Source organism: Arthrobacter sp. MDB1-55 (assembly GCF_059092925.1).
Genome location: NZ_JBNHID010000002.1, coordinates 764519 through 790221, shown reverse-complemented (window position 1 = coordinate 790221; position 25703 = coordinate 764519). Strand labels below are relative to the sequence as shown.

The 25703-nt window shown below is 64.3% G+C and carries 21 protein-coding genes; 9 read left to right on the top strand and 12 right to left on the bottom strand.

Translation table 11 applies throughout. From position 1 onward, the window contains the following. Positions 1-125: 125 nt before the first annotated feature. The 4 genes from AC5RU3_RS11015 (at position 126) to AC5RU3_RS11000 (ending at position 4851) form a co-directional block, all read left to right on the top strand. Positions 126-1139: a LacI family DNA-binding transcriptional regulator gene (locus AC5RU3_RS11015; protein ID WP_493965531.1), complete on the top strand. Its 1014-nt coding sequence runs from the start codon at positions 126-128 to the stop codon at positions 1137-1139. 134 nt (positions 1140-1273) lie between these two features. Then, positions 1274-2638 carry a pectate lyase family protein gene (locus AC5RU3_RS11010; protein WP_309072140.1) on the top strand — a complete coding sequence of 455 codons (1365 nt, stop codon included), beginning with the start codon at positions 1274-1276 and terminating at the stop codon, positions 2636-2638. Then, the gene (locus AC5RU3_RS11005; protein ID WP_493965530.1) at positions 2635-4497 is read left to right on the top strand and encodes a pectinesterase family protein; all 1863 of its coding nucleotides are present in this window, start codon (positions 2635-2637) and stop codon (positions 4495-4497) included. The genes AC5RU3_RS11010 and AC5RU3_RS11005 overlap by 4 nt, the downstream gene beginning before the upstream one ends. Before the next feature lie 90 nt (positions 4498-4587). After that, positions 4588-4851 carry a GlsB/YeaQ/YmgE family stress response membrane protein gene (locus AC5RU3_RS11000; RefSeq protein ID WP_309072724.1) on the top strand — a complete coding sequence of 88 codons (264 nt, stop codon included), beginning with the start codon at positions 4588-4590 and terminating at the stop codon, positions 4849-4851. 191 nt (positions 4852-5042) lie between these two features. Here AC5RU3_RS11000 and AC5RU3_RS10995 read toward each other — a convergent pair whose 3' ends face one another. Continuing rightward, a complete protein-coding gene (locus AC5RU3_RS10995; protein ID WP_309072726.1) occupies positions 5043-5405 on the bottom strand; it encodes a MerR family transcriptional regulator in 363 nt (120 codons plus the stop codon). A gap of 219 nt (positions 5406-5624) precedes the next feature. Between AC5RU3_RS10995 and AC5RU3_RS10990 the strand changes: the two genes are divergently transcribed. Then, complete coding sequence (locus AC5RU3_RS10990; protein ID WP_493965529.1) at positions 5625-7148, top strand: SulP family inorganic anion transporter; 1524 nt, start codon at positions 5625-5627, stop codon at positions 7146-7148. A 181-nt stretch (positions 7149-7329) separates the two neighbouring features. Here AC5RU3_RS10990 and AC5RU3_RS10985 read toward each other — a convergent pair whose 3' ends face one another. The 3 genes from AC5RU3_RS10985 to AC5RU3_RS10975 are packed head-to-tail and all read right to left on the bottom strand — an operon-like array spanning position 7330 to position 10156. Further along, a complete protein-coding gene (locus AC5RU3_RS10985) occupies positions 7330-8703 on the bottom strand; it encodes an NAD(P)(+) transhydrogenase (Re/Si-specific) subunit beta (RefSeq protein ID WP_493965528.1) in 1374 nt (457 codons plus the stop codon). Next, entirely contained in the window at positions 8700-9023 is a 324-nt protein-coding gene (locus AC5RU3_RS10980) for an NAD(P) transhydrogenase subunit alpha part 2 (RefSeq protein WP_309072716.1), read from the bottom strand. Before AC5RU3_RS10980 ends, AC5RU3_RS10985 begins: the two co-directional genes overlap by 4 nt. Beyond that, entirely contained in the window at positions 9023-10156 is a 1134-nt protein-coding gene (locus AC5RU3_RS10975) for a Re/Si-specific NAD(P)(+) transhydrogenase subunit alpha (protein ID WP_493965527.1), read from the bottom strand. The genes AC5RU3_RS10980 and AC5RU3_RS10975 overlap by 1 nt, the downstream gene beginning before the upstream one ends. Before the next feature lie 290 nt (positions 10157-10446). On the opposite strand from AC5RU3_RS10975, the gene AC5RU3_RS10970 reads away from it, so the two are divergent. Then, complete coding sequence (locus AC5RU3_RS10970) at positions 10447-11529, top strand: fatty acid desaturase family protein (protein ID WP_493965526.1); 1083 nt, start codon at positions 10447-10449, stop codon at positions 11527-11529. Between the two features lie 127 nt (positions 11530-11656). On the opposite strand, the gene AC5RU3_RS10965 is transcribed toward AC5RU3_RS10970, so the two are convergent. Beyond that, on the bottom strand, positions 11657-12502 hold the full coding sequence (locus tag AC5RU3_RS10965) for an HpcH/HpaI aldolase/citrate lyase family protein (protein ID WP_309124412.1): 846 nt from the start codon (positions 12500-12502) through the stop codon (positions 11657-11659). A 157-nt stretch (positions 12503-12659) separates the two neighbouring features. On the opposite strand from AC5RU3_RS10965, the gene bcp reads away from it, so the two are divergent. Next, positions 12660-13130 (top strand): thioredoxin-dependent thiol peroxidase, encoded by a 471-nt coding sequence (bcp, locus tag AC5RU3_RS10960; RefSeq protein ID WP_309124413.1) that lies wholly within the window; start codon positions 12660-12662, stop codon positions 13128-13130. A gap of 100 nt (positions 13131-13230) precedes the next feature. Here the strand turns inward: bcp and allB are convergent, their stop codons facing one another. From allB to AC5RU3_RS10930, 6 genes are all read right to left on the bottom strand, one after another. Continuing rightward, on the bottom strand, positions 13231-14574 hold the full coding sequence (allB, locus tag AC5RU3_RS10955; protein WP_493965525.1) for an allantoinase AllB: 1344 nt from the start codon (positions 14572-14574) through the stop codon (positions 13231-13233). Continuing rightward, positions 14574-15725, bottom strand: coding sequence for a glycerate kinase (locus tag AC5RU3_RS10950; RefSeq protein ID WP_493965524.1), 1152 nt, complete (start codon positions 15723-15725; stop codon positions 14574-14576). Before AC5RU3_RS10950 ends, allB begins: the two co-directional genes overlap by 1 nt. Positions 15726-15732: 7 nt before the next feature. Then, positions 15733-17511: a glyoxylate carboligase gene (gene gcl / locus AC5RU3_RS10945; protein ID WP_309072442.1), complete on the bottom strand. Its 1779-nt coding sequence runs from the start codon at positions 17509-17511 to the stop codon at positions 15733-15735. Between the two features lie 86 nt (positions 17512-17597). Continuing rightward, complete coding sequence (locus AC5RU3_RS10940; RefSeq protein ID WP_493965523.1) at positions 17598-18473, bottom strand: 2-hydroxy-3-oxopropionate reductase; 876 nt, start codon at positions 18471-18473, stop codon at positions 17598-17600. A gap of 28 nt (positions 18474-18501) precedes the next feature. Then, a complete protein-coding gene (locus AC5RU3_RS10935; protein ID WP_493965522.1) occupies positions 18502-19305 on the bottom strand; it encodes a hydroxypyruvate isomerase family protein in 804 nt (267 codons plus the stop codon). 210 nt (positions 19306-19515) lie between these two features. Further along, positions 19516-20457, bottom strand: a complete 942-nt coding sequence (locus AC5RU3_RS10930) for a type IV toxin-antitoxin system AbiEi family antitoxin domain-containing protein (RefSeq protein ID WP_493965521.1) — start codon at positions 20455-20457, stop codon at positions 19516-19518. 188 nt (positions 20458-20645) lie between these two features. Between AC5RU3_RS10930 and AC5RU3_RS10925 the strand changes: the two genes are divergently transcribed. Then, positions 20646-20972 (top strand): hypothetical protein, encoded by a 327-nt coding sequence (locus AC5RU3_RS10925; protein WP_309072446.1) that lies wholly within the window; start codon positions 20646-20648, stop codon positions 20970-20972. Positions 20973-20976: 4 nt separating this feature from the next. Here AC5RU3_RS10925 and AC5RU3_RS10920 read toward each other — a convergent pair whose 3' ends face one another. After that, on the bottom strand, positions 20977-23775 hold the full coding sequence (locus tag AC5RU3_RS10920) for a glycoside hydrolase family 3 C-terminal domain-containing protein (RefSeq protein WP_493965520.1): 2799 nt from the start codon (positions 23773-23775) through the stop codon (positions 20977-20979). A gap of 236 nt (positions 23776-24011) precedes the next feature. On the opposite strand from AC5RU3_RS10920, the gene AC5RU3_RS10915 reads away from it, so the two are divergent. After that, entirely contained in the window at positions 24012-25694 is a 1683-nt protein-coding gene (locus tag AC5RU3_RS10915; protein WP_493965519.1) for an extracellular solute-binding protein, read from the top strand. Positions 25695-25703 lie beyond the last annotated feature (9 nt).

The window sequence follows — 25703 nt, the reverse complement described above, 5'->3', positions numbered from 1 at the left end:
ACGATGCGACGCCGTAGATGGCGAGAAAACGTTTTCTGGAAACGTTATATGCTTTCTATCAATACACCGGCTCACCCGTCAACCATTCACCGTGATCACGCCGATCCCGAGTTCATGAGGAACCCATGGCAAGGAAAACCGCCAACCGCAGGGTAGGCATCACCGACGTCGCACAGCGGGCAGGAGTCTCGCTCGCCTCGGTCTCGCGCGTCATGAACGGCAACTTCTCCGTAGATCCGGACATCGCCGCCCGTGTCCGCACAGCGGCTGCCGAGTTGAATTACCAGCCCAACGCGGTGGGACGCAGCCTGGCGCTGGGCAAGACAGACACGATCGGCGTCGTCGTTCCTGACCTTGCCAATCCAACCTTCCAGGGCATGCTCCGCGGGGTGAGCCGTGCCGCTGCGCAGGACGGCTACCGCGTCCTGATAGCCGACTCCTCCGAGGTTTCCAGTGAGGAGTCCATCCTGGCGGGGGAAGCACGGCGCCGGTGCGACGGCGTCGTGCTCTGCGCACCGCGCATGAATGATGCCGAACTTGAAGCGCTGGCTCCGTCCCTGCGTCCGCTGGTACTGGTCAACCGCTCGACGGCGGACATCCAGACACCCAGCCTCGTGGTCGACTACGGACGAGGTATACAGGATCTCGCGATGCACCTGGTGAAACTGGGTCACACCCACCTTGCCTTCCTCTCGGGCCCCGAGCGGAGTGCCGGCAACCAGGCCCGCCTTCAGGGACTGGAGAAGTTCCGCACGGATCATCCCGCGGTCACTCTGACCGTACTCCCCGGCGGATCCAGCTTCGAGGCTGGCCACGGGTCAGCGGAGGCCGTTCTCGGAACCGGAGCGACCGGCGTACTGGCGTTCAACGACCTCGTTGCCATGGGACTACTGAGCGGCCTGCACGAGCGGGGCGTCGACGTGCCGGGGGATATCTCCGTAACCGGGTTCGACGACATCCCGTTTGCGAACTACACCACCCCACCCCTCACCACGGCTGCCGTGCCGATCAACGACATCGGCGAGCAGGCGTGGCAGGAGATGCGGCGGCTTCTCGGGGACGCCGCTTCGGAACCTTCCCACACCACCTTCCAGCCCGAAGTCCGGCCGCGCGGGAGTACCGGACCCGCGACTCGCTAGACAGCGAAACGTTCACGCGTGGTTGACATGCGAGAAAACGTTTTCTATGGTTGCGGCACCGGGATCGGCCCTCGTCGAGGTGCCGTCAAGAAAGCTTTCGAACACACCACTCAATCTCAATGAGGAGAAGCTCAGTGAGTCTGTTTCGTCCTGCCCTGACCCTGCTTTGCGCCGCGACCCTCGTGTCAACAACCGGCGCCCCCGCTACCGCCCAACCTCCATCTCATGCGGCGCCGCCCGCGCAGACAGCTTCAACGCCACTGGAACACCAGACGCTACCCACCAATGACGGCTGGGGTTCGTACGGTGCGGGTACCACCGGCGGCGCGGGGGCTGACGGTGACCGTATCTTCGATGTCTCATCCCGGGCAGAACTCAAAGCGGCCTTCGCCGCAGCCGGTAACGATTCCAAGATCATCCGCGTCCACGGTGAACTGCTCGGCAACGCCGACGATGCCGGAAATCCGCTCTCCTGCGACCAGTACGCTTCGGGCACCGGCTACTCGCTCGATGCATACCTTGAGGCATACGATCCGGCCACCTGGGGGTGGGACCGGGAGCCCGAGGGTGGGCAGGAGGAAGCCCGAAACCGTGCAGCCCAAAAGCAGAGGGCAACGATTCTCCTCGATGTGCCGAGCAACACCACCATAGTGGGCGCCTCTCCGGATGCAACCCTCAACGGACTGTCGCTGCGCATCAATCGTGCGAACAACGTCATAGTGCGGAACCTTCACCACAAGGGAGTCATTGACTGTTTCCCGCAGTGGGATCCCACCGACGGCAGTTCCGGGAACTGGAACAGCGAATACGACATGGTGCAAATCATCAACGGGTCCACGAATGTCTGGATGGACCACAACCACTACACCGATGATCCCTACTTCGACGACGAGGCACCCGAGTACTTCGGGCGGCCCTACCAGCAACACGACGGCGCTATCGACGTCACCAACGGTTCCGACCTGATCACCATCTCCTATAACCGTTTTGCTGACCGGGACAAGCTGATGCTGATCGGATCCACAGACTCACCCGGCCGTGGAGACCCCGGCAAGCTGCGGATAACTCTGCACCACAACGAGTTCGTGAACGTCGGGCAGCGCGCGCCGCGCGTGCGCTACGGGCAGGTTGACGTCTACAACAACCACTTCGTCACCAACGAGCAGTCCAGGGTTCCTTACCAATACAGCCTGGGTGCCGGCGTGGAGTCCCACATCTGGGCGGAGGCCAACGCCTTCACGCTCACCCCGGAAGTCGACCCTTCGGAGATCATTGCGCACTGGAAGGGAACGGCAATCACCACGATCGACAACACAGTCAATCGGCACGTCGTCGATCTCCGCGCCGCCTATAACGCCAGCGCACCCGCGGACAAACAACTGGCGGAGGACACCTCATGGCGGCCGGTACTTCGCACACAGGTTCATCCGGCTCAGGCGGTTCCCTCGATTCTCAAGGGCAACGTTGGACCCGTATTCACGGCGGGAGATCGCCGGTGATCCCCGAACGACACATCAACCGCAGAACAGTACTGACCGGAATCGCCGGTACTGCCGGATTTATGGCATTGGGTGCGGCTTCCCCCGGCGTGGCCGCGACGCCGGATAGTACCGGCGGCACAGGTCAACCCACCCTCTACGTAGTGGGAGATTCGACTGCGTCCACCTACGCCCACCGGGAATTGCCGAGGGCAGGCTGGGGACAAGCGCTCCCGCTCGCCCTGAATTCAGGCACACGGGTGGTCAATCGTGCCCTGTCCGGTGCATCGTCGAAGAGCTTCACAGACTCCGGGCTCACCGCGGAAAGCCTGACCATGCTGCGCCCAGGAGACTGTCTTCTGATTTCCTTCGGCCATAATGACGAGAAGACATCGGACCCCGCTCGCGGAACACACCCGCAAACCACCTATAAGGAATACCTCGCCGGCTTCATCCGCGGCGCCCGGGCGGCGGGAGCACAACCAGTTCTTGTCACTCCCGTCGAGCGGCGGCGCTTCGACAGTCAAGGCAATGCACGCGAGTCGCACGGCGAGTATCCGGCGGCGATGCGGGAACTGGCAGCGGCGACCAAGACACCGCTGATCGACCTGACGCTCTCTTCACTTGAACTCTGGCAACAGCTGGGCCCCGAAGCCACCACCCGCATGTTCCTGTACACGTCACCGGGCGAGTTCCCGCAGTATCCGTCCGGGGTGCAGGACAACACGCACTTCCGGGCTGAAGGCGCGCTTGCCGTCGCGCACCTGGTTGCCCGCGGGCTTCAGGAGCTCGACCTTGCTCCCCAGAACCCCCGGACTATGGAACTACCTGCCGAGAGCCTCCTGACAGGTATGTTCTGGCCGGGTGAACGTCCCGTGGACAAGCCGGTGGTTCTTGAAGTGGGCCCCGGGCGGAAGTTCCAGAGCGTGCAGGCCGCAGTAAACGCTGTGCCGGACTCCGCGCAGACGCGTCACGAGATCCATATCGCGCCCGGCCAATACCGGGAGCTGATCCTCGTCCCGCGCGCCAAGACCCGCGTGAGTTTCGTCGGGACGGGAGCGTCCGCTGCCGACGTCGTTCTTGTCTACGACAACGCTTCCGGCACCATGAAGCCGGACGGGTCCGGGCCGTACGGGACGAGTGGAAGCGCCTCGACACGACTTGACGGCGCTGACTTTCATGCCAGGAATCTCACCTTCAGCAACGATTTCGATGAGGCGGCGAACGAGCACATCCGTAACCGCCAGGCGGTAGCTCTGCATGTGACAGGCGACCGCTGTGTTTTCGAGAACGTGCGCATCCTGGGCAATCAGGACTCGCTTCTCGTCAACACCCCGAATGCCCAAACAGTGTCGCGCCAGTTCTTCATCAATACGCATGTCGAAGGAGACGTCGACTTCATCTTCGGACGGGCAACCGCCGTGTTCCAGCGTTGCTCCATTGAGTCCTTGGACAGGGGCTCCTCGTCCAACAACGGATACGTCACGGCAGGAAGCATCAATCAGGGGTTCCACTACGGCTACCTTTTTGATGAATGCCGTTTCGAATCCCGCGCCGCTCGCCGCACTGTTCATCTGGGGCGACCGTGGCATCCGAGCGGTGACCCAACCGCCGTCGCCCAGATGCTTGTTCGGAACAGTCACCTCGGAGCGCATATCAAGGAATCCCCCTGGACCGATATGAGCGGATTCTCATGGCGTGAGGCCCGGTTCCACGAATTCCGCAACAGCGGACCCGGTTCCGCACACTCCCCTGATCGCCCTCAAATGGGTAATGACCAGGCTGCGGGCTTCACGGCCAGCCACTATCTCAGGGGTCCAGACTGGTGGCAGCCGCAGCTCGCCGGAACGGGTAGCGATACTGCCACCGTCCGCGCTTAGCGCCCGGCCCCACCATCGGCCAAGTTGCATCACGTTAGGAAGCAGGCTTAGTGTTCTAGCCAGGAACACTCACCTATTGAAGGAGGCATCATGATTGGCTTTATCATCGCCGGATTGATCATCGGGGCACTCGCACGGCTCATCAAGCCGGGCAAGCAGAACCTCGGGCTGCTCGCGACCCTGCTGCTCGGACTTGTCGGATCGGTAATCGGCGGACTGGTTGCCAGCTTCTTCCACACCGGAGGAATCTTCGAGCTGAATATTCTCGGCTTCATCGTCGCTGTCATTGCTTCGGTACTGCTCATTGGCGTCGCCGAAAGCATGTCGGGTCGTCGTCGCAGCGTGCGCCGGTAGCCTCTCCCGGCAAACCGCCCAGTCCGGACGTTCGGGAGGGAATCTTCCTCCTGAATGTCCGGACTGAGCTGTTTAACGCCCCCGGCAAATTAACGCCCCCGGCAAACTGCCGTGCCGCAACGACAGGGGCTCACCTCGATCGGCAGAAACCGTCAGCCGAATGCACAGCCGTATGCACGGCAGCGGGGCGGTCAGCTCTTCGTGCGACGGCGGAGACCTGCAATGAACTCGTCAGCCTGCTTCAGCTTCATCTCAAGCTTGTCCCGCCTGGCCCCGGCTTCCTCAATGTAGCGGTCAAGCCTGGTCAGCAACTCCGGGTCTCCCGACTTGTCTGACAGCTGATCGACAATCTCGAGAAGCTCGGCCATCTGCTCCAGCGTGAAACCAAGCGGCTTCATCGAACGAACCACCAGCAGCCGTTCAAGATCCGTCTCGGTGAAGAGCCGGAAGCCACCATCGGTGCGCTTGGTATCCGGAAGCAGCCCCATCTCGTCGTAGTGCCGGATAGTCCGTAGCGACAGCCCGGTGATCTCCGCAAGCTCCCCGATGTGCATTGTCCGCACGTCCCGCCCGCCCGGTTGTTCAGTTACTCGTCCGCTCACCGTCGCTCACTCTTCCTGGTTGCATTACTGCTCAACCCTCACGTTAGGTTAGAGTTGTTGATAGCCCGGACCCCTCACCTCTCGGCCGGCCTCTCCCAGCGCATTGCAGCGCCCCTCAACATTCCCATGAATGAAGGCGAGCATGCCTTCCGAACGTGAAACGGAGCCTTCGTGGCCACATCGACTCTCGGCTCGAAGCCTACCCTGACGCCCGAGCAGCGGCAGTCCGTCCTGCTGACCCTGAAGTCGCCGCGCCTGCTGAAGACCGAGGTCCTCGCAGGGCTCGTGGTCGCGATGGCGCTTATTCCGGAAGCCATCGCCTTCTCGATCATCGCTGGCGTGGACCCCCGGTTGGGGTTGTTCGCCTCCTTCACGATGGCCGTCTCGATCGCCTTCCTCGGTGGCCGCCCAGCCATGATCTCGGCAGCAACCGGCGCTATTGCCTTAGTCATCGCCCCGCTGGTGGCCAGTCACGGGGTTGATCACTTCATCGCCGCCGTCATCCTCGGTGGCATTTTCCAGGTGGTGCTTGCGCTGCTCGGAGTCGCGAAACTCATGCGCTTCATCCCGCGCCAGGTCATGGTGGGCTTCGTCAATGCCCTCGCGATCCTGATCTTCATGTCCCAGGTCCCGGAACTCCTGGGCGTACCCTGGATGGTCTACCCGCTGACGGCGCTCGGACTACTGATTGTCTTCGGACTGCCGCGCTTCACGAACGCCGTCCCTGCACCGCTGGTGGCGATCGTTGTGCTCACGCTGATCACCGTCCTCGCGGCAGTTGCAGTGCCAACCGTGGGCGACAAGGGCGAACTGCCGGACAGCCTGCCGACCCTCTTTTTCCCGAACGTGCCCCTCACCCTTGAGACGCTGCAGGTCATCTTCCCTTACGCGTTGGCTGTGGCACTTGTTGGTCTCCTCGAATCACTGATGACCGCCAAGCTGGTCGACGACATCACCGATACGCACTCGAGCAAGACACGCGAAAGCTGGGGACAGGGCGCCGCGAACATCATCACCGGGTTCTTCGGCGGGATGGGCGGCTGTGCCATGATCGGCCAGACCATGATCAACGTGAAGGCGTCAGGGGCCCGAACGCGTATCTCGACCTTCCTCGCCGGTGTGTTCCTGCTGATCCTGGTGGTAGCGCTCGGTGATGTTGTTGCGATCATTCCGATGGCGGCGCTCGTCGCGGTGATGATCTTCGTTTCCATTGCCACCTTCGACTGGCACAGCATCCAGCCCTCGACGCTGAAGATGATGCCCAAGAGCGAAACGCTGGTCATGGTGGTCACCGTCGCGGCTACCGTCGTCACCCATAACCTGGCGATCGGCGTGGGCGCCGGTGTGCTGACGGCGATGGTGCTGTTCGCCCGTCGGGTGGCCCATTTCGTCACGGTGGAACGAACGGTGCTCGAGCTGAACGGCGAAGAAGTTGCCACCTACGTTGTTGACGGAGAGCTGTTTTTCGCCTCTTCCAACGACCTTTACACGCAGTTCGAATATGCTCACGACCCACGAAAAATCATCATCGACATGCACGCCTCCCATCTCTGGGACGCATCGACGATCGCCGCCCTTGACGCCATCACGGAGAAGTACCACTCGCACGGCAAGGAGGTCGAGATCATCGGCCTCAACGATGCCAGTGTGGTCATGCGCGAGCGGATGGCCGGCAAACTGGCCGGTGGCCACTAGGCCTACGTAGGGAGCGAACATCCGGCCTCGTCCAGAAATGGTCCTTGAGTGCAGAATTGCCGGTCTCAATCGGCCGATTCTGCACCCGGAGGCCATTTTTCTGCGACGGGGCTATGCGACGGGGCTATGCGACGGGGCTGTGCGACGGGACTGAGCAACGTGGCTGTGCAACGGACCGAGGTCACAGCGCCTTGACTGCGCCGAGCACCCGGGTCAGCGAATCCTTGGCATCACCGAAGAGCAGGGTTGTCTTCGGCGAGTAGAGCAACTCATTCTCGATGCCCGCGAAACCCGGACGCATGGACCGCTTCAGGAAGACCACCTGACCGGCATCGGCCACCTCGAGGATGGGCATCCCGTAGATCGGGGAGCCCGGCGACGTCTTGGCGGCCGGATTCACGACGTCGTTTGCGCCCACCACCAGGGCAACGTCCATATTCCGGAACTCCGGATTCACTTCGGCCATTTCCTTCAGCGACTCGTACGGCACGTTCGCCTCCGCAAGCAGCACGTTCATGTGTCCGGGCATCCGACCGGCCACCGGATGGATCGCGAAGGACACCTCCACTCCCCTGGCTTCCAGCACATCCGCCAGCTCCGCGATGGTGTGCTGCCCCTGCGACACTGCAAGCCCATAGCCCGGGACAATCACCACCTGCTGCGCGTATCCAAGCATGACGGCCACGTCTTCGGGCCCGGATGCCCGAACCGGCCGCTCACTGACCGTCCCTGTCCCGGCGGTCGAGCCGCCACGGAACGCGCCGAACAGGATTCCTGCCACGCCGCGACCCATGGCTGCGGCCATCGCACGGGTCAGGATGGTGCCGCTCGCACCGACCAGTGTTCCGGCCACCAGCAGCAGCACGTTGTCGAGCACCACGCCGGACGCCGCAACCGCGAGACCGGTGAACGCGTTGAGCAGGGAGATGACAATCGGCACGTCCGCCCCGCCGACGGGTAGCACCAGCAGGACGCCCGCGGCGAGACCGAGCACCAGCAGGACCGTCGCCCACACCTGGTTCCCCGTCAACGTCACCAGGACAGCGGCAACCAGAAGCAGGATGACGACGGCGGACATCACCCAGCGCATGCCCCGGAAGATGACCGGACGCGTAGTCATCAGCTCCTGCAGCTTCGCCACGGTGACCCCCGAGCCTGCGAAAGACACTGCCCCCACCATGAGGGTGAAGACGACGGCGCCACGTACCCACACGCCGTCGTGCGCTGCCAGTTCGAGAATGGCCACCAGCGCGGCGGCGCCACCGCCCACACCGTTGAACAGCGCCACGAGCTGCGGCATCTGGGTCATCTGCACGCGGCGCGCGATAGGGGCCGCGATCACGGCTCCCACAGCGATGGCGATGAGAATGGCGGGCAGGTTCTGCAGCCGGGCGGAGAGGAACACAGTGACGACGGCGAGCGCAGCACCCCCGGCACCGATCAGGTTGCCGCGGCGGGCAGTGCGCGGGGAGCTCAATCCCTTCAGTGCCAGGATGAAGCACACGGCGACAGCGAGGTACAGCAGGGCTGTGGCTTCCGGCGCGAGAAGGTTCATGGGTCGAGCTTTCCTGCGGATTGTCCGGTCGATTGGCCCGGTTGATTCCGGCCTCGGAACATGTGGAGCATCCTGTCAGTCACCACGAACCCTCCGACCAGATTCACCGTCGCGAGCAGCACCGCTACCAGCGCGAGGCCCAGAGGCAGAAGCTCCGTGGCCTGACCCGCCACCAGGATCGCACCGACGAGGATAATTCCGTGGATCGCGTTGGCACCGGACATCAAGGGTGTGTGCAGCGTGCTTGTCACTTTGGACACCACTTCGAAACCGACGAACACGGCGAGCACGACAACGGTGAGCAGGGACGGCAGATCCATTAGCGCGTTCCTTTCAGCGCGGCCGCGGTGGGTTGGTGCGCCACCCTGCCCTCGTGGGTGAGGCAGGCGCCGGCCACGACGTCGTCGTCGAAGTCCGGCTCGACGCGCCCGTCCACGGTCATGAGCTCCACAAGGTTCGCGACATTGGCTGCGAACAGCCGGGACGCGTCGGCGGCCATCGCGGATGCAGCGTCCTTCATCCCCACCAGGGTGACGGTTCCACCGGCTCCCGACACCAGGATGTCCTGCCCTGCCACGGAACCTTGCACGTTGCCACCGGTTTCGGCGGCAAGGTCGACGACGACGGCACCGCCCTGCATCCCCTGAACCATGTCAGTGGTCACGAGCAACGGTGCCGGCCTGCCGGGGACGGCGGCAGTTGTGATCAGGACGTCGGAGGCCGCCACATGCGGGACGAGGAGCTCGCGCTGCCGCCGGGCCCGGTCCTCACCCATCTCCCGGGCGTAGCCGCCGGCGCCTTCGATGGCGTCGAGGTCGAGGTTGATGAATGTGCCGCCGAGGGAGGCGACCTCGTCCGCGGAGGAGGGGCGGACGTCGTACGCAGACACACGGGCACCCAACCGCTTGGCCGTTCCGATGGCCTGAAGTCCCGCGACTCCCGCACCGAGCACAAGGACGCGTGCGGGCGGCACCGTGCCTGCAGCAGTCATGTACAGGGGAAAGAACCGGGGGAACCGGATCGCAGCCTCGAGGACCGCGCGGTATCCGGCGACAAGGGACTGGGAGGACAGCGCATCCATCGACTGCGCGCGGGAGATCCGCGGGATGAGTTCCAGCGCAAACGACGTGACTCCGGCCTGTGCGAGGGCGGCGACCGTGTTCAGCTCCGTGGCGGGAGCGGCGAAGCCGACCGTGAAGGTACCGGGCCGCAACATCCCCGCTTCTTCCGCAGCCAGGGGCGCAACGTGGCACAGGAGATCGACCTGGCCGAGTTGGGGAACGACGTCGGCGCCCGCTGTGCGGTACGCAGCATCATCATGGCCCGCCTGTACACCGGCCCCGGATTGCACGACGACGTCCAGGCCGAGTTTGGTAAGTTGGCGGACGGATGCGGGCGTCGCCGCCACGCGTCGCTCACCCGAACGGGTCTCCCGTTTCACTCCCACCAGCACGATCTGTCCCTTCCGAACGGGGCGCCGTCGCCCAATCGCTGGAACACAGCATCACACAGCAGGAGTGTTCGCGGAACGCAATAGCCCGGGCTGTTGCGGGAAGGTTATGCAGCCATGCCCTGCCAGGACCCAAACCTCCACCCACGCCTCAGACGGCTTCGGTGCCGGAAGTAGTCAGCTAACTGCATATTTTCAGCAGACCATCAGGTGGCGGCTGTAGCCTTGAAGAATCTTCGGGAACTTGGGGACCCTCCGCGGCTGGGAAGTCGGTTTCGACTTCAGGGATTCTTATGACCATCACTTCACCCGCACGCACGGTCCGCGTTGCCAAGCCGAACGACGTCGTCGCTTCCTACGCCACGCTTCTCAAGCAGGTGCGCAAGGAAGGCCTGCTCGCACGCAGGCGCGGCTTTTACCTTTCAGTCATGGCACTCCTCGGCCTGGCACTCGGCGCAGCATGGACGGGCTTCGCCCTCCTCGGCGATACCTGGTTCCAGCTCCTGATCGCAGGTGTTCTTGGAGTCGTGCTGACGCAGATCGCTTTCCTGGCACATGAGGCGTCCCACCGCCAGATCTTCGCCTCCCGCGGCGCCAACGACTGGTCGGGACGGATTCTTGCCGCCGGCGTCGTCGGAATCAGCTACCAGTGGTGGATGAACAAGCACTCCCGTCACCACAACGATCCGAACGTTGTGGGCAAGGATCCGGACATCGAGGTGGACACCATCTCCTTCCTGGAAGAGGACGCCGCCAAGGCTAGGGGCATCCAGGCGTGGATTACCCGCCGCCAGGGTTACTTGTTCTTTCCGCTCCTGACGCTCGAGGGCCTGAACCTGCATGCCCGCTCCATCGCCACTCTCTTCCGCCCCGGCGCAGTGCAGGGACGCTGGGTCGAGCTTGCGCTCCTCGCGGTCCGCTTCGGCTTGTACCTCGGAGTGCTGTTCTGGTTCCTGCCTGTGGGCATGGCTTTCGCTTTCATCGGCGTGCAGATGGCGGTCTTCGGCATCTACATGGGCGCTTCCTTCGCTCCCAACCACAAGGGCATGCCGGTCATCCCGCGTGACAGCAAGCTGGACTTCTTCCAGAAGCAGGTCCTCACCTCACGCAACATCCGCGGCGGCAACTTCATCAACAACGCCTTCGGCGGCCTCAACTTCCAGATTGAGCACCACCTCTTCCCGGACATGCCACGCCCGCACCTGCGCAAGGCAGCAGTCATCGTTCGGGAGCACTGCGAGCGACTCAAGGTTCCCTACACCGAAGTCGGTGTCGCGGCGTCGTACGGCGCAGTTGTCTCCTACCTCAACCGGGTGGGACTCGCAGCCCGCGACCCCTTCGACTGCCCCATGGTCAACCGCTACCGCCGGCGGTAGGTCCGGAACCAGCGGCTGAAACCCTTCAAACGACGACGGCGACCCTCACCGAGCGGTGAGCGGTCGCCGTCGTTTCCTGTCTTTGCTGTCTTTGCTGTCTTTGCTGTTGCGATTGTCTGCCCGTGAGTCAGGCGTTCCAAAGCCCGTAGGAGTCCGCCAGTGAGGAAATCTTCTGCGCGCGGGCAAGACGCGGGAGGTACGAGCCATCGCCGACGACGGCGCCGGACGCGTGTGCGTCGAGGAGCTCGTGGGCCCACTGGATCTCGGACTCGCTCGGGGAGAGACCCTTGTTGATGGTGTCTGCCGCTTCCGGGCGCAGACACAGCTTTCCGGTCATACCCATGGATGCCGTGACCTTGCAGGCGTCGAGCAATTCGTCGCCGAGCGCACCTACCGTCGGCCCGTCGATGGGCCCGGGCAGTTGGCCGACACGGGAGGCGACCACAAGCTTGGCGCGCGCGTAGGCAAGGGCCATAGGGTCATCGGAGGCACCCGTGTCGCGGCGGAAATCGCCGACCCCGAATGCCAGCCGGAAGGTTCCGGGGGCGCTCGCGATCGCCGTTGCATTTTCGATGCCGAGCGCGGATTCAACGAGGGCGAGCACGGGAGTGCCGGCCTGGAGCCGCATGGCCGTGTGCGTGACCTGCTCGGGCTTCTCGGTCATGGCGAGCATGACGCCGCGGAGACCGGGCGCCTTGGAGAGGGCAGCGAGGTCATCGGCCCAGAAGTCAGTCTCGATGCCGTTGACCCGCACCCATGCGGTCATGCCGGTGGAGAGTGCTTCGACAACCCTTTCACGTGCTTCAGCCTTGAAGTCGGCGGGCACGGCGTCCTCGATGTCGAATACGACGGAATCGGCCTCGGAAGCCAGCGCCGGCGCGAAGTTCGCCTCGGTTGCCGCCGAAGCGAGCAGCCAGGAACGGGACAGCTTGGCAGGAAGCGCAGCAGCGCGACTATTACGAAGGGGGGCCATACCTAGAACCTTACGCAACCGGCCTCGTCGTAATCCACCGGGTGACGCCCCCGGACGGTAAACACTACGACCAAAAGATCCTTTGACCCCGACGAAGGCGGTCGATAGAATTTTCACGATACAGTATCAAAATATCGTTATATGAAAGTGGTCAGCTATGAGCAAGCAACTCGCGGTCGGAGATCCGGCTCCTACGTTCACCCTCACCGATGCTGACGGACTGCCCGTGAGCCTCTCGGAATTCAAGGACCGCAGCGTGGTGGTCTACTTCTACCCCAAGGCCGAGACCCCGGGCTGCACCACCGAGGCCTGCGACTTCCGGGACAATCTCGCCTCACTTCAGAACGCCGGTTTCAGCGTTGTCGGCATCTCGCCGGACACGCCGGAGGAGCTCGCTTCCTTCACGAGCAATCACGGGCTCGCGTTCCCCCTGCTTTCCGACGCCGACAATACGGTCGCCATCGCGTGGGGCGCCTACGGCGAGAAGGAACGGAACGGCAAGATCGTCACCGGCATCATCCGATCCACGGTCGTTGTGGGACCGGACGGAACTGTGCAGCACGCCGAGTACGGCGTCGATGCACAGGGCCACGTTGCACGCTTGCGGGAGACCCTGAACGTCGCCTGACCCCTGCATGACAGAAGACCCTCCTGCACTGGGTGCGGGAGGGTCTTCTGCTTTCCCGGACGGACGTGCTAGCACCCTTCCGGAGTCTTTGGGTTGCGGGTCAGGCTGCGCCTCGACGGAGCAGGCGCCCGGTGGGCTTTTCGAGGTCCAGCACCTCGCCTCGCAGGTAGGTGGAACGGACGACGCCGGCGAGCGCCTTGCCGGCGTAAGGCGAGATGGGATTCTTGTGGTGAAGCTTGTGCACGTCGACCACGAAGGTCTCGTCCGCGGCGAAGATCGAGAAGTCGGCATCGTACCCGAGAGCGAGCTTGCCCTTCCGCTGTAGCCGCGCGATCGCGGCAGGGCGGGCAGACATCCATTCCACAACCTGCTCCAGAGGAATGTCCCGCGTCCTCGCCTCCGACCAGATCAGCGAGAGACCCAGCTGCAGCGAGGACACCCCTCCCCAGGCCACGCCGAAGTCGCCGTTCTCAAGGTCCTTCAAATCGAGGGTCGACGGGGAATGGTCCGACACGATGCAGTCGATCGTCCCATCCATCAGGCCCTGCCACAGCAGCTCCCGGTTGGATGCCTCGCGGATGGGAGGGCAGCACTTGAACGCGGTCGCCCCATCCGGGATTTCCTCCGAGAGCAGGGTGAGGTAGTGCGGGCAGGTTTCGACGGTGAGGTTCACCCCGTCGCGCCTGGCTGTCGCGATCATGGGCAGGGCGTCCGACGACGACAGGTGCAGGATGTGCGCCCTGGCACCCGTCCAGCGGGCACGCTCGATCACTTCGGCGATGGCCACGTTCTCGGCACCACGGGGCCTGGATGCCAGGAACTTCGCGTACTGGTCGCCTTCGGGGGAAGGGGCGCGGTCAATGGCCCGCGAGTCTTCGGCGTGGACGATCATCAGGGAGTCGAAGGATCTCAGCTCCGCCATGTCCGCTTCCATTTCGTCGGCTTCCAGATGCGGGAACTCGTCCACGCCGGAGTGAAGCAGGAAGCACTTGAATCCGAACACGCCCTCGTCATGAAGCGGGCGAAGATCGGCCTTGTTGCCCGGAATGGCGCCCCCCCAGAAGCCGACGTCGACAAAGGACTGGGTCTCGGCCGCCGCCCGCTTCTGCTCAAGTGCGTCGACGGTCACGGTCGGCGGGATGCTGTTGAGCGGCATATCGATGATGGTGGTGACCCCTCCGGCAGCTGCAGCCTTCGTGGCGGACGCGAAGCCCTCCCACTCCGTGCGGCCGGGTTCGTTGACGTGTACGTGGGAGTCCACGAGGCCCGGGATCAAAGTCTCGTCCGGTGCGAGGTCCACTACTGTTGCGCCGTCCAGCCCATTGCCAAGCGGCTCGATCGCCACAATGACGCCGTCGCGGACGCCGACTTCGCGCGGCGCGATTCCCGCCGTCGTCATAATCCGTTCGCCGCGGATGACGAGGTCATATGTTTCCCTGCTCATCAAAGTCCTCCATTCAGTCCAACACCGACGCCGATCGAGGCGGCGATGGTGCGCCCCACCTCTTCCAGCAACCGGCCCGCGTTGGCAATGCACTCATCTACATCAGGCTCCAGGTCCGTCAGGGCGTACACGCCCGCGAACCCCGAGTCGCGAACCTGTCTGCGGCTGAGACTGGTGCGGCCGCAGACTGCGATCACCGGTACCCCTGCCGCCGTCGCGGCTTCGAGCACGCCCAACGGCGTCTTCCCTCCGAGGCTCTGCTCGTCGAGGCTGCCTTCACCGGTGATCACCAGTTCGGCCCCGTCCAGCTTCTTGTGCAGTTCCGCCAGTTCCAGTACGACGGCGATGCCCGGCTCCCGCTCAGCCTTCAGTACCGCTAGCGCCGCGTAGCCAACGCCGCCCGCAGCTCCAGCGCCCGGCGCCTCGGCCTGCTGTTGAGCTTGGGGGCCCAATCCCTTCCCGAGTACCTCGACGAAGCGGGCGAGGGCACCGTCAAGGTCAGCGACGTCGTCGGGCGCTGCTCCCTTCTGGGGTCCGAAAACCGCGGCGGCGCCGTTGGGCCCAAGAAGGGGGTTGTCGACGTCGGACGCCAGGGTGAACGCAGTCGTGGCAAGCCGCGGGTCAAGGCCCCGCAGGTCGATCCGGGCGAGGCGGGCCAGGGCTGCGCCTCCGTCAGGAAGCGGGTTGCCGCCGTCGTCCTGGAAAGCGGCGCCGAGGCCGGTAAGCATCCCGGCGCCGCCGTCTGTGTTCGCGCTGCCACCGACGCCCAACACAATGTGCGTGCAGCCGAGGTCGAGAGCGAAGCGGATCAGTTCCCCGGTCCCACGACTCGAGGCTTCCCGCGCCTTCAGCACTCCCCCAGGAAGCACCGCGAGACCCGAGGCAAGCGCCATCTCTATCACCGCGGTGCCGGTCCGGACCGCGATCGGCGCCTCCACCGGCTCCCCGGTCGGGCCGGCGACCGTCGTGGTGTGCCGGCTGTACCCGGCGGCGAGGGCAGCATCAAGTGTGCCCTCACCGCCGTCGGCCATCGGAACCACCTCGACCGTGAGCTCCGGGTCTGCCGAAAGCAGCCCTGCCCGCAGGTGAGCGGCGACCTCGGGGGCGGTCAGCGACCCCTTGAACTTGTCCGGCGCGATGACGATCCGCATGTGGCTATTACACCAACAGGGAGATGGCCGTGGGGGCGTCGTCGGCGGATTCGGCGAGGTCCTCAAACTCGTTGATCGCGTCGATGCCCGCGGCGCCCATGGCGATGTTGGTGACCCGTTCCAGGATGACCTCCACAATCACCGGCACGCGGTACTCCTGCATGAGCGCACGGGCCTTTTCGAAGGCGGCCTGCAGGTCATCGGCTTCCCGGACACGGATCGCCTTGCAGCCCAGGCCCTCGGCGACCTTGACGTGGTCGACGCCGTAGCCGTCGAGCTCGGGCGCATTCACGTTCTCGAATGCGAGCGACACGTGGTAATCCATCTCGAACCCGCGCTGCGCCTGGCGGATGAGGCCGAGGTACGAGTTGTTCACGACCACGTGGATGTACGGCAGCTGGAACTGCGCACCCACGGCCAGTTCTTCGATCATGAACTGGAAGTCGTAGTCACCGGACAGCGCGACGACGGTTTCCCCCGGGCTTGCCTGCGCCACACCGAGGGCGGCCGGCGCGGTCCAGCCCAGCGGTCCGGCCTGGCCACAGTTGATCCAGTTGCGGGCCTCGTAGACGTGCAGGAACTGTGCACCGGCAATCTGGGACAGCCCGATGGTCGACACGTACCGGGTGTCCCGGCCGAACGCCTGATTCATCTCCTGGTACACCCGCTGCGGCTTGACCGGCACGTTGGTGAAGTTGGTCTTGCGCTGCATCGTGGACTTCCGCTGTGCGCAGTTCTTGACCCAGGCGTTCCAGTCCGGCAGCCCCTGCTGCTCCTTGCGTTCACGCGCGATCTCAACCAGCCCGCTGAGGGCGGCACCGGCGTCGGACACGATCCCGAAATCCGGCGCGAAGACGCGCCCGATCTGCGTGGGCTCGATGTCGATGTGCACGAACTTCCGGCCCTTGGTGTACACGTCGAGGGCACCGGTGTGGCGGTTGGCCCAACGGTTGCCGATGCCGATCACGAAGTCAGACTCGAGCATGGTGGCGTTGCCATACCGGTGCGAGGTCTGCAGGCCGACCATGCCGGCCATCAGCTCATGGTCATCGGGGATGGAACCCCAGCCCATCAGCGTGGGGATCACCGGGATGTTGAGCAGCTCGGCGAGTTCCACAAGCTGCGCGGAGGCGTTGGCGTTGATGATGCCGCCGCCTGCCACGATCAGCGGGCGTTCAGCGGCGGTCAGCATGTCCAGCGCCTTCTCGAGCTGCTTACGCGTGGCGGCGGGCTTGTGGACCTGGAGGGGTTCGTAGGTATCAGGATCGAACTCGATCTCGGTCTGCTGGACGTCGATCGGCAGGTCGATCAGCACAGGCCCGGGACGGCCGGAACGCATCTCGTAGAACGCCTTCTGGAACGCGCCCGGAACCTGCGCAGCTTCCAGGACAGTCATGGCCATTTTGGTGACCGGCTTGGCGATCGAGGAGATATCGACGGCCTGGAAATCTTCCTTGTGCAGCTTCGCCACGGGAGCCTGGCCGGTGATGCAGAGAATCGGGATGGAGTCCGCCCACGCCGAGTAGAGGCCTGTGATCATGTCGGTTCCGGCGGGGCCGGAGGTGCCGATGCAGATCCCGATGTTGCCGGCCTTGGCACGAGTGAATCCCTCGGCCATGTGGGAGGCGCCCTCAACGTGGCGGGCGAGGACATGGTGGATGCCGCCGTGGGCTCGCATCGCGGAATAGAAGGGGTTGATCGCCGCGCCGGGCAGGCCGAACGCCGTGGTGGCGCCCTCCTTCTCCAGAATCGCAACGGCTGCGTCGACAGCGCGCATTTTGGGCATGGTGTGCTCCTACTGAGGGAAGTTTTGCGCAGCTCAGGCGACTTGCGACGTCGTCGGCTCGCCTAAGCTGCACGGAAGTTTGGGTTTTATTTGCCGGAGAGCTGGTTGATCAGCTTGAAGAGGCCGGAGTGGTCCAGGCCGCCGTCGCCCGTGTTGACGAGCGAGGCAACCAGCTGCGCGACGACGGCACCCAGTGGGGTGGCGACGCCGGCTTCACGGGCGGCTGAGGTGACAATGCCGAGGTCCTTGTGGTGCAGGGCGAGCCGGAAGCCGGGGTCGAAGTTGCGGTCGAGCATCTTCTGGCCCTTCTGGTCGAGTACCTTGGAGCCGGCGAGGCCGCCGCCAAGGACCTTGAGGGCGGCGTCGGTGTCCACGCCGTAGGCCTCGAGGAAGACGATCGCTTCGGACAGAACGCCGATGTTGACGGCGACGATGAGCTGGTTCGCAGCCTTCACGGTCTGACCTGAGCCGGACGGGCCGACATGGACGATCGTCTTGCCGACTGCGGCAAGCACGTCCTGTGCGGCTTCGAAGTCTTCCTTCTCGCCGCCCACCATGATAGACAGGACGGCGTCGATGGCACCCTGCTCACCACCCGAGACCGGTGCGTCCAGCGGGCGGAGGCCGGCAACACGTGCCTGCTTGGCTAATTCCACGGCGACGTCGGGTCGGATACTGCTGGCGTCGACCCAGAGGGCGCCCTGCTTCGCGTTGGCGAAGAGGCCGTCGTCGCCTGTTACGACGCCCTCGACGTCCGGTGAGTCGGGCACCATGGTGATGATGACGTCGGCGTCCTTGACTGCCTCGGCAATGCTGGCTGCTGCTGACCCGCCTTCGGCGACGAGCTTGTCCATCTTGTCCGAGCTGCGGTTGAACCCGGTGACGGTGTAGCCGGCCTTGACGAGGTTGATGGCCATGGGCAGGCCCATGATGCCGAGTCCGATGACTGTTACGTTTTTCATGGTCATTCCTTGTTATGAGCGGACAGCGTTATGAGCGGGCGGCGTGGTCGCGGATGGCCCAGTTGAAGGCGGCGTCCGCCGGTTCCTTGTACTCGAGTCCGATGTGGCCGTCGTAGCCGAGTTCGCGGCTGCGGGCGATCCACTCCCCCAGCGGCAGGTCGCCGCTTCCGGGAGCTCCACGGCCGGGTGCATCGGCGATCTGGATGTGGCCGAAGTCTTTGGCGTGGTTCTCGATGACCTGGCCGACATCGTCGCCGTTGACCGAGAGATGGTAGAAGTCGGCAAGGAGCTTGATGTTGCTCTTGCCCGTTTTCGCTGTGACCTTTTCGATGACGTCGAGTGCATCCTGCGCGGTCAGCAGCGGATACCTGTCTGCACCGCTGACGGGTTCCAGGAGGACGGTGCCGCCGATCCGTGAAACAGCATCCGCCGCGAACGCGAGGTTCTCGATGGCCACGGCGTCCTGCTCCTCGGGGCTGACGCCCGCGACGCGGTTACCGTACAGCGCGTTGAAGGCCTTGCAGCCGAGCCGTTCGCCGATTCCGACGACGACGGGGACGTTCGCGCGGAAGTCCGCCTGCCGTTCGGGCCAGGACACCAAGCCACGGTCACCTCCCGGCATATCGCCGGCGTTGAAGTTGAGGCCGGTGAGCTGGACGCCGGCGGCAGTGATCGCGTTCTCGAAGGCTGCAACCTCCGAAGCAGACGGGGTGGAGGTGCTGAAGGGCCACCAGAACTCGACAGCGTCAAAGCCTGCTTTCTTCGCGGCAGCCGGGCGCTCGAGCAGAGGCAGCTCGGTGAGAAGGATGGAGCAGTTCACTGTGTAGGTCATAGTTGATCCTCGGGTGCTTGGCCAAACGGTCATTCCGTAATGCGGAAGTAACTTTCTGTCTAATGAAAGAGTAGGGCTAAACCGCGAGACGCGTCAACCGTCCCGGAGCACCCCGGCGCACAGAATTGGCCCTAAGCGTCACCTCCACCCCTTCGGAACGCCAAGGCTGACCCTCAGGGCCACATTTGGGACGTGCGGCTCGGCACCCGATCAGGCGGCGGCGGTTCGAGCGGCCCGGGCGAAGGCACGAAGGATCCGTTCCTTGAGCTTCACCTCGTCAAAAAGGTCCTTCCACTCGATCCGAAGGACCGTCCACCCATCCTCCATCAGCGCCTTCTCCCGGCGTCGTTCCTCGAAGATTGCCTGCTCGGTCGGGCGGTAGTCGAAGTACTTCACCTTGCCGTCGAATTCGAGAGCGACTTTCCGCTCGCGCCACCCGAAGTCGAGCCGGTACTCCCCGTGGCGGGTGTGAACAGCCAGTTGCTGCTCCGGCATCGGCACCCGCATGACCGTCATGGCATGGAGCGCGAGCGTCTCCCCAGGGGATTCGGATAGTGAACTGGCAACCGCCAGCACCTTCCTGGCGCGGTGTATCCCTTTGTGACCGGGACGTTCGCGGACGGCTTTCTCCATCACGGCGCGATCCGCACCGAGCTGCAGCCCATGCTCCACCAGAACCAGCGCCGACTTATGCGGAAGGATCCGTGAGCAGTCGACAACTGTGCGCTCAAGCGAAGTCGTCCGTACGCCACGGATCTCGACGACCTCCCCCTCGGAGAGCCGCACTTGATGCACCCGAACGTCAGGCGCGCGACTCGCGGATGACAGCGCTGCCTGCTGGGTCACATGGATGAGGGAATCGGCGTTCCACAGGTGCAGACCGTGCAGTCGCGCCGCTGACGTGTGGCTATAGGTTCTCTCTGCGACGGCCGCGGCGGCCGTCACAAGTCGGTGTGCGTAGATCATCTGGATCCCGTGCTCTCCGGCCGACAAGCCGTGCCAGCGGGAATGATGGATATAGCAACCCCTCCGGAGCCGCACGAGTGACCCGACGGCAACCAGTTCTCTTACTTGGGCCGTGGACAAGCCTCGTTCCTTGAGCACGCGCGTGAGCCATAGGGCGTTGCCTGATAACCAGGGAGGTTCTGCCATGACTCAAGGGTGCGCTCAACACCGGCGTCGATCAGGCGCACGTCGCGCTATGTGCACAATCCGCCCCTTACCGGCTCGGTGCGCGTCCCAGAAGTGGCCCTCCGCGTCAGAAGCGACCGATTCGAACGAGCGAACCCGTGCCCAATGGCCACTTCTGCGCGATAGCCTTAAGGAGGAGAGGGGATCCAATGAAAAACGCGCACCAGCATGACGAAGTCACAGCGGTCATCGAGTGGCCGCGACCGTTGAGCGCGCAGGCGCTCAAAACCATCAAGACAGTGCTTCTGGGCGTCCTGGTGGTCACCGCACTCGTGCAGATCGTGCCGTTCCAGATGCTTGGCGGGCTCGCCAATCACCTCTTCACCATCCTCCTGATCCTCTCCTGGGCAGGGCCCGCCCGCCGGTTCTTCCGGCAACGTGCTGACCGATCCAGCACTGGCGGATCCAGCACTGACGAATCAAACACCGACGGACCCAACGGGGAACGCCGCGACGGGCCCTCTGAGGACAGGTAAGGCCTCAGGGAACGAGCAGCTCCGCGACCGTGACTGGCCCCTCAAGCACTAGCCGAACCACCGAAAGCGTTGCGCCGAAAGGGCACGTGAGCGGAACTTCCACATCACCGGAGTATCCCGCCGCAACATCGGCGGCTCCCACTTCCCGCCAGGTACCCGCGGGCCCGGGCACCTGAATCCGCAGCACGCCACCTCCGCTGCGCACCACGCGAACCGAGACTGACGACGGCGCTGACCCGTCCCAGCCGCGGTAGGTCAGCGTGCCGCGCAGGAGGGCCGGGTCGGCGACGGTCACTGCGGTTCCCCGTAGCGGAGTCTCGGGAACCAGCAGGGCGTTGGCCGATTCGTCGAACAGTTCGGCCCGGGTCCATGTCCCGCGCTTGCGGAGTGGGCTGCCCACACCGTCCACCTCCAGGGAGACGGCCAACGGCAGGTCCTCAGCGGAACGCCCGATCAACAGGTCATAGGACCCGGGTTCCACCACCATTCGCTCCGCGGTAAGGCTATAGGTCGCGAGCTTTTGTTCGTCCACGGAAAGCACGACGACCGACCGCTCTCCCGCCTGCAAGGACACCCGGGAATGAGCGACGAGCCGCCGTCGCGGGTAACCCGACCGCTCTGAAGTGGCGTACACCTGCACCAGCTCGTGAACCTGCCTGTCCCCGGCGTTCCGCACGGTGACCTCCAGGGAGCCGTCCACCAGCTCCGCCGACTCATACTCCACAGGTGCGTAAGCCAGCCCGTGCCCCACCGGATAGAGCGGTTCGGCCGTGCTGTAGTGGTAGGTCGATCGTGAGCTGATGATGTCGTAGTCGAGGATGTCCGCGAGGTCCGCGTCCCGCGCCCACCACGTCTGCGGCAGCCGTCCGGAGGGCTCACGGTCTCCGCTCAACACGTCCGCAACACCACGCCCAAGCTCCTGCCCGCCATGCGAGGACCAGACAACCGCCGGTGTGTCCGCGAGCTCACCGAGCGCGTAGGGATAGGACGAAACGATCAGCAGCACGGTCCGGGGGTTCGCCTCGCGCACCACGCGAATCAGCTCCTGCTCACTCTGCGGCAGGTCCAGTGTGGTGCGGTCCAGGGTTTCGCGCCCGCCCAGATGCGGATCATTTCCAACGACGACGACGGCGACATCCGCCGATGCTGCTGCCTGACGTGCCGCTTCGGTTCCGGAGCGAAGGGTCCGCAGCATGAAACGGTCGGCGTCCTGCTCGGTGCCGGTGACCAACGCGGCGCTGCCTGTGCCTTCTTCGACCCGGACCCACTTCCCGGACGCGACATGGCGCAGCGCAACCGAACCATCGACCGAGTGGTGCAGCGCGAACGTTTCCTGTACCACCCATCCGCCGACCCGGTCAGCGGATGCGCGGAGATACCCACTGTCCCCGGAGACGAAGCGGCCATTCAGGGCGGACCGGAGCGTGCACTCGCCGTTGCCCCAGTCCTTGAGAACGAAGGTCTCGGCAGACTCCGGCCTCATGGAGCAAGCCGTCACCGCAGCTGTTCCTTCGGGAACGCTCAGGTAGGCGTTGGTCCGTATGCTACGGAGCGCCACCAGGTCGAGCGCTTCCTCCGGCACGACTGTGCCGTAACGCTCGGCGAGCCCTTCGGCAACGCTGACGGGGTTAACCAGGGTTCCGCTGTACCAGTCGGCGAGCACGTCGGACCCGAGGGAGCCGAGCACTGCCACCGTACCCGGGGAATCCCCCAGCGGGAGAATGGAACCGCCGTCGCCTGAGGCCTTCAACAGAACGCGGGCGTTGCGAAGCACAACCACGGACTTGCCCGCGGCCTCCCGGGCCAATTCCGCGTGATCGTCCGTGAGTAATGCCTCGGAGGAGATGCCGCCGTACACACCGCCGTCGGGCAGGAACTCGCCCGTGCGTTCACGCAGGGTGAGCAGGCGGAGGACTGCCGCGTCGACATCGTCCATGGACATCAGTCCGCGAGCCAGCGCCTCTTCAAGATAGGCGATCGAGGGCGCAGGATCGTCACCGTCGTCAGTGAAGCTGTCTACGCCTGCCCGCAATGCGGCAGCATAGGCGGACGGTCCGTCGTCGAAGTATTTCTCCGCCGTGAAGAGGGACGAAGGCGCTCCGGCGTCGGTCACGATCGCGACCGAATCGCCGTTGCCCCAGCGCCGCAACTGGTCCGCCACAAGGTCCGAAACGTGGGCGGGCCGGCCGTTGACCAGGTTGTAGGACAGCATGACGGCGCCTGCTGCACCGGACTCGACGGGCAGGCGGTAGGCGGGGAGCTCGTACTCATTCAGTACACGCGGCGGCAGTTGGCTTGAGGTGACGTTGCGGTCGCGCTCGTTGTTGTAACCGAGGAAGTGCTTCAGCGTGGGAACGGTGAGCCACTGCTCGGCGTGGTCGCCCTTCAGGCCTTCACAGTAGGCGGTTGCCAGCAGGGCTGTGAGCCCGGAGTCCTCGGAAAAGCCCTCCTCGTTCCTGCCCCACAGCGGGTGCCGAAGCGGGTTGACGACCGGCGCCCAGACGTTGAGGCTCACGGTCGGGTCGCCGGCCTTTTTCGCCCGCATCTCCAGGCCGACCGCGCGCCCCACCCTGCGCAGAAGGTCCTCGTCCCAGGTGGCCGCCAGCCCCACCGTCTGCGGGAAAACCGTCGCATCACCGAGCCAGGCAACGCCGTGCGCCGCCTCCGCACCCGTGTGGAAATACGCCAGGCCAACCTCTGGAATGGCGGGTGAATGCTGATGGAGCAGCGACACCTTTTCGCTCTGGGACAGGAGGGCGAGGATGCTCTCTGCGGTGCGGGCGACAAGACGGGTTTCGCTCACGAAGAAGTTCCGATCACTGGGGAAATTGTTTAAGCGCTTGCACAGCGCTCTTCGACCCCCATGCTGGCATCAACCGCTGTGATAAGCAACACAATTCGGTCTTGTCCGAAACAGAAACATGCCCTACGGTTGGATCAATCGAAGCGCTTCGACGAATCGGGTAGTCCGACGTCATAGTTCGATAACCAACCATGCAAGCGCCGTCCAAGGCGCGCCTGGACACAAAGGAGTGCACCATGCCAAACAGTTCACACGGCACCGACCTTCAAGGCGTTGCGCTGGGCCGCAAGCCGCTGGGCCGCCGGTCCTTTCTCGGCCTGCTGGGGGGAGCCGCCTTCTTCGCAGCCTCCCCTACGCTGCTGACCGCCTGCAGCACCGGCACATCCGCTCCACAGGCAACGACGGCGGGCGGTCTGGCTGAATCGGTTGCGAAGCTCGTGCCCGACTACATCCCCATGAACCTGGTGCAGCCGGACATTCAGGGCGTCAAGGGCTCTACCCCCGGGTTCACCACCATTCCCACTGAACTGGTCAAGTCTGTCAGCAAGGTGCCGGGCAGCGGCGGCACCTACACGGCAATGTCGCCGGCGTGGTGGGCCATCCCCCGAGGCTTGCCCGACAACGCGTACTACCAGGCGGTCAACGAGCGGCTCGGTGCCACCATCAATTTCCAGGCAACCGACGGCAACACCTACGGCGACAAGATTCAGACTGTACTCGCCTCACCGCGTGACGTTCCTGATTGGGTGGTCATCCCCTCCTGGAACATTCCGCCCCGTTTCGGCCAGGCAGCCAAGGGATTGTTCACTGACCTGGCGCCCTACCTCGCCGGGGACAAGGTGAAGAAGTATCCTAACCTCGCGAATATCCCGACGGCGGCCTGGAAGTACAGCTGCTTCGAGGGCGGTCTGTACGGGCTGCCCATGCCCACCCCGCTGGTCAATGACGCATTTTTCTACCGCACCGACCTGTTCGACGAGATGGGCCTGGAGCAGCCGAAGACGGCGGACGAGTACATCGCCATAGCCAAGGAAGTCACCGATCCTTCCAAGAACCGTTGGGGATCCGAGGACGTCTGGAACGGTGCCCAGCTCATGCACGGGGTGGTCCCGAAGTGGAAGCTCGTCGACGGCACACTCGTGAACAAGTTCGAGACCGAGGAATACCGCGCCGCCCTCGAGTGGATCATCAAGCTCTTCAAGTCCGGCGCCGTGCACCCCGACGCGGTTGCCGGCAACGCACAGCAGGCCAAGCCCCGCTTCGAGTCCGGGGCCACCCTGATGACGACCGACGGCGTGGGCGGCTGGCATGAGGCTCTCGGCCGCGTCCTGCCCACGAACCCGGACTTCAATATGCAGCCCATGGACTTCTTCGCCCCCGACGGCGGTGACCCCGTCCTCTACAGCGGCCAGCCCGCCGGCATCTTCAGCTTCATCAAGAAGACCGAGGACACCGCGAAGATCGAAGAGTTGCTGGCTCTGGCGAACTTCATAGCTGCCCCCTTCGGCACCGAGGAAAACCTTCTCATCAACAGCGGCGTCGAAGGCAAGCACTTCGAGCGCGATGCCCAGGGCATCCCGCAGATGACCGATCTCGGCCGCCAGGAAGTCACCAGCACCTACCAGTTCCTCGTCAGCCCGCCAACGGTCAATTCCCACGTCCAGTACCCCGGGTTCGTCCAGGCGAAGACCGAGTGGGAAGCGCGGCAGGCGCCGTTCGTGCAGGAAGACGTCTTCTTCGGAATGCAGATCCAGGAACCGCCGCAGTACGGATCGTTGAGCGCACCCTTTGACGATCTTGCCAAGGACATTGCCCGCGGCCGCAAGGGTCTCAAGGACCTGGACTCCGAGATCGAAACCTGGAAGCGGAACGGCGGCGAGAAACTTCGTGAGTTCTATGCCGGGTTCCTGACCGCGTAGCTCCGCCGC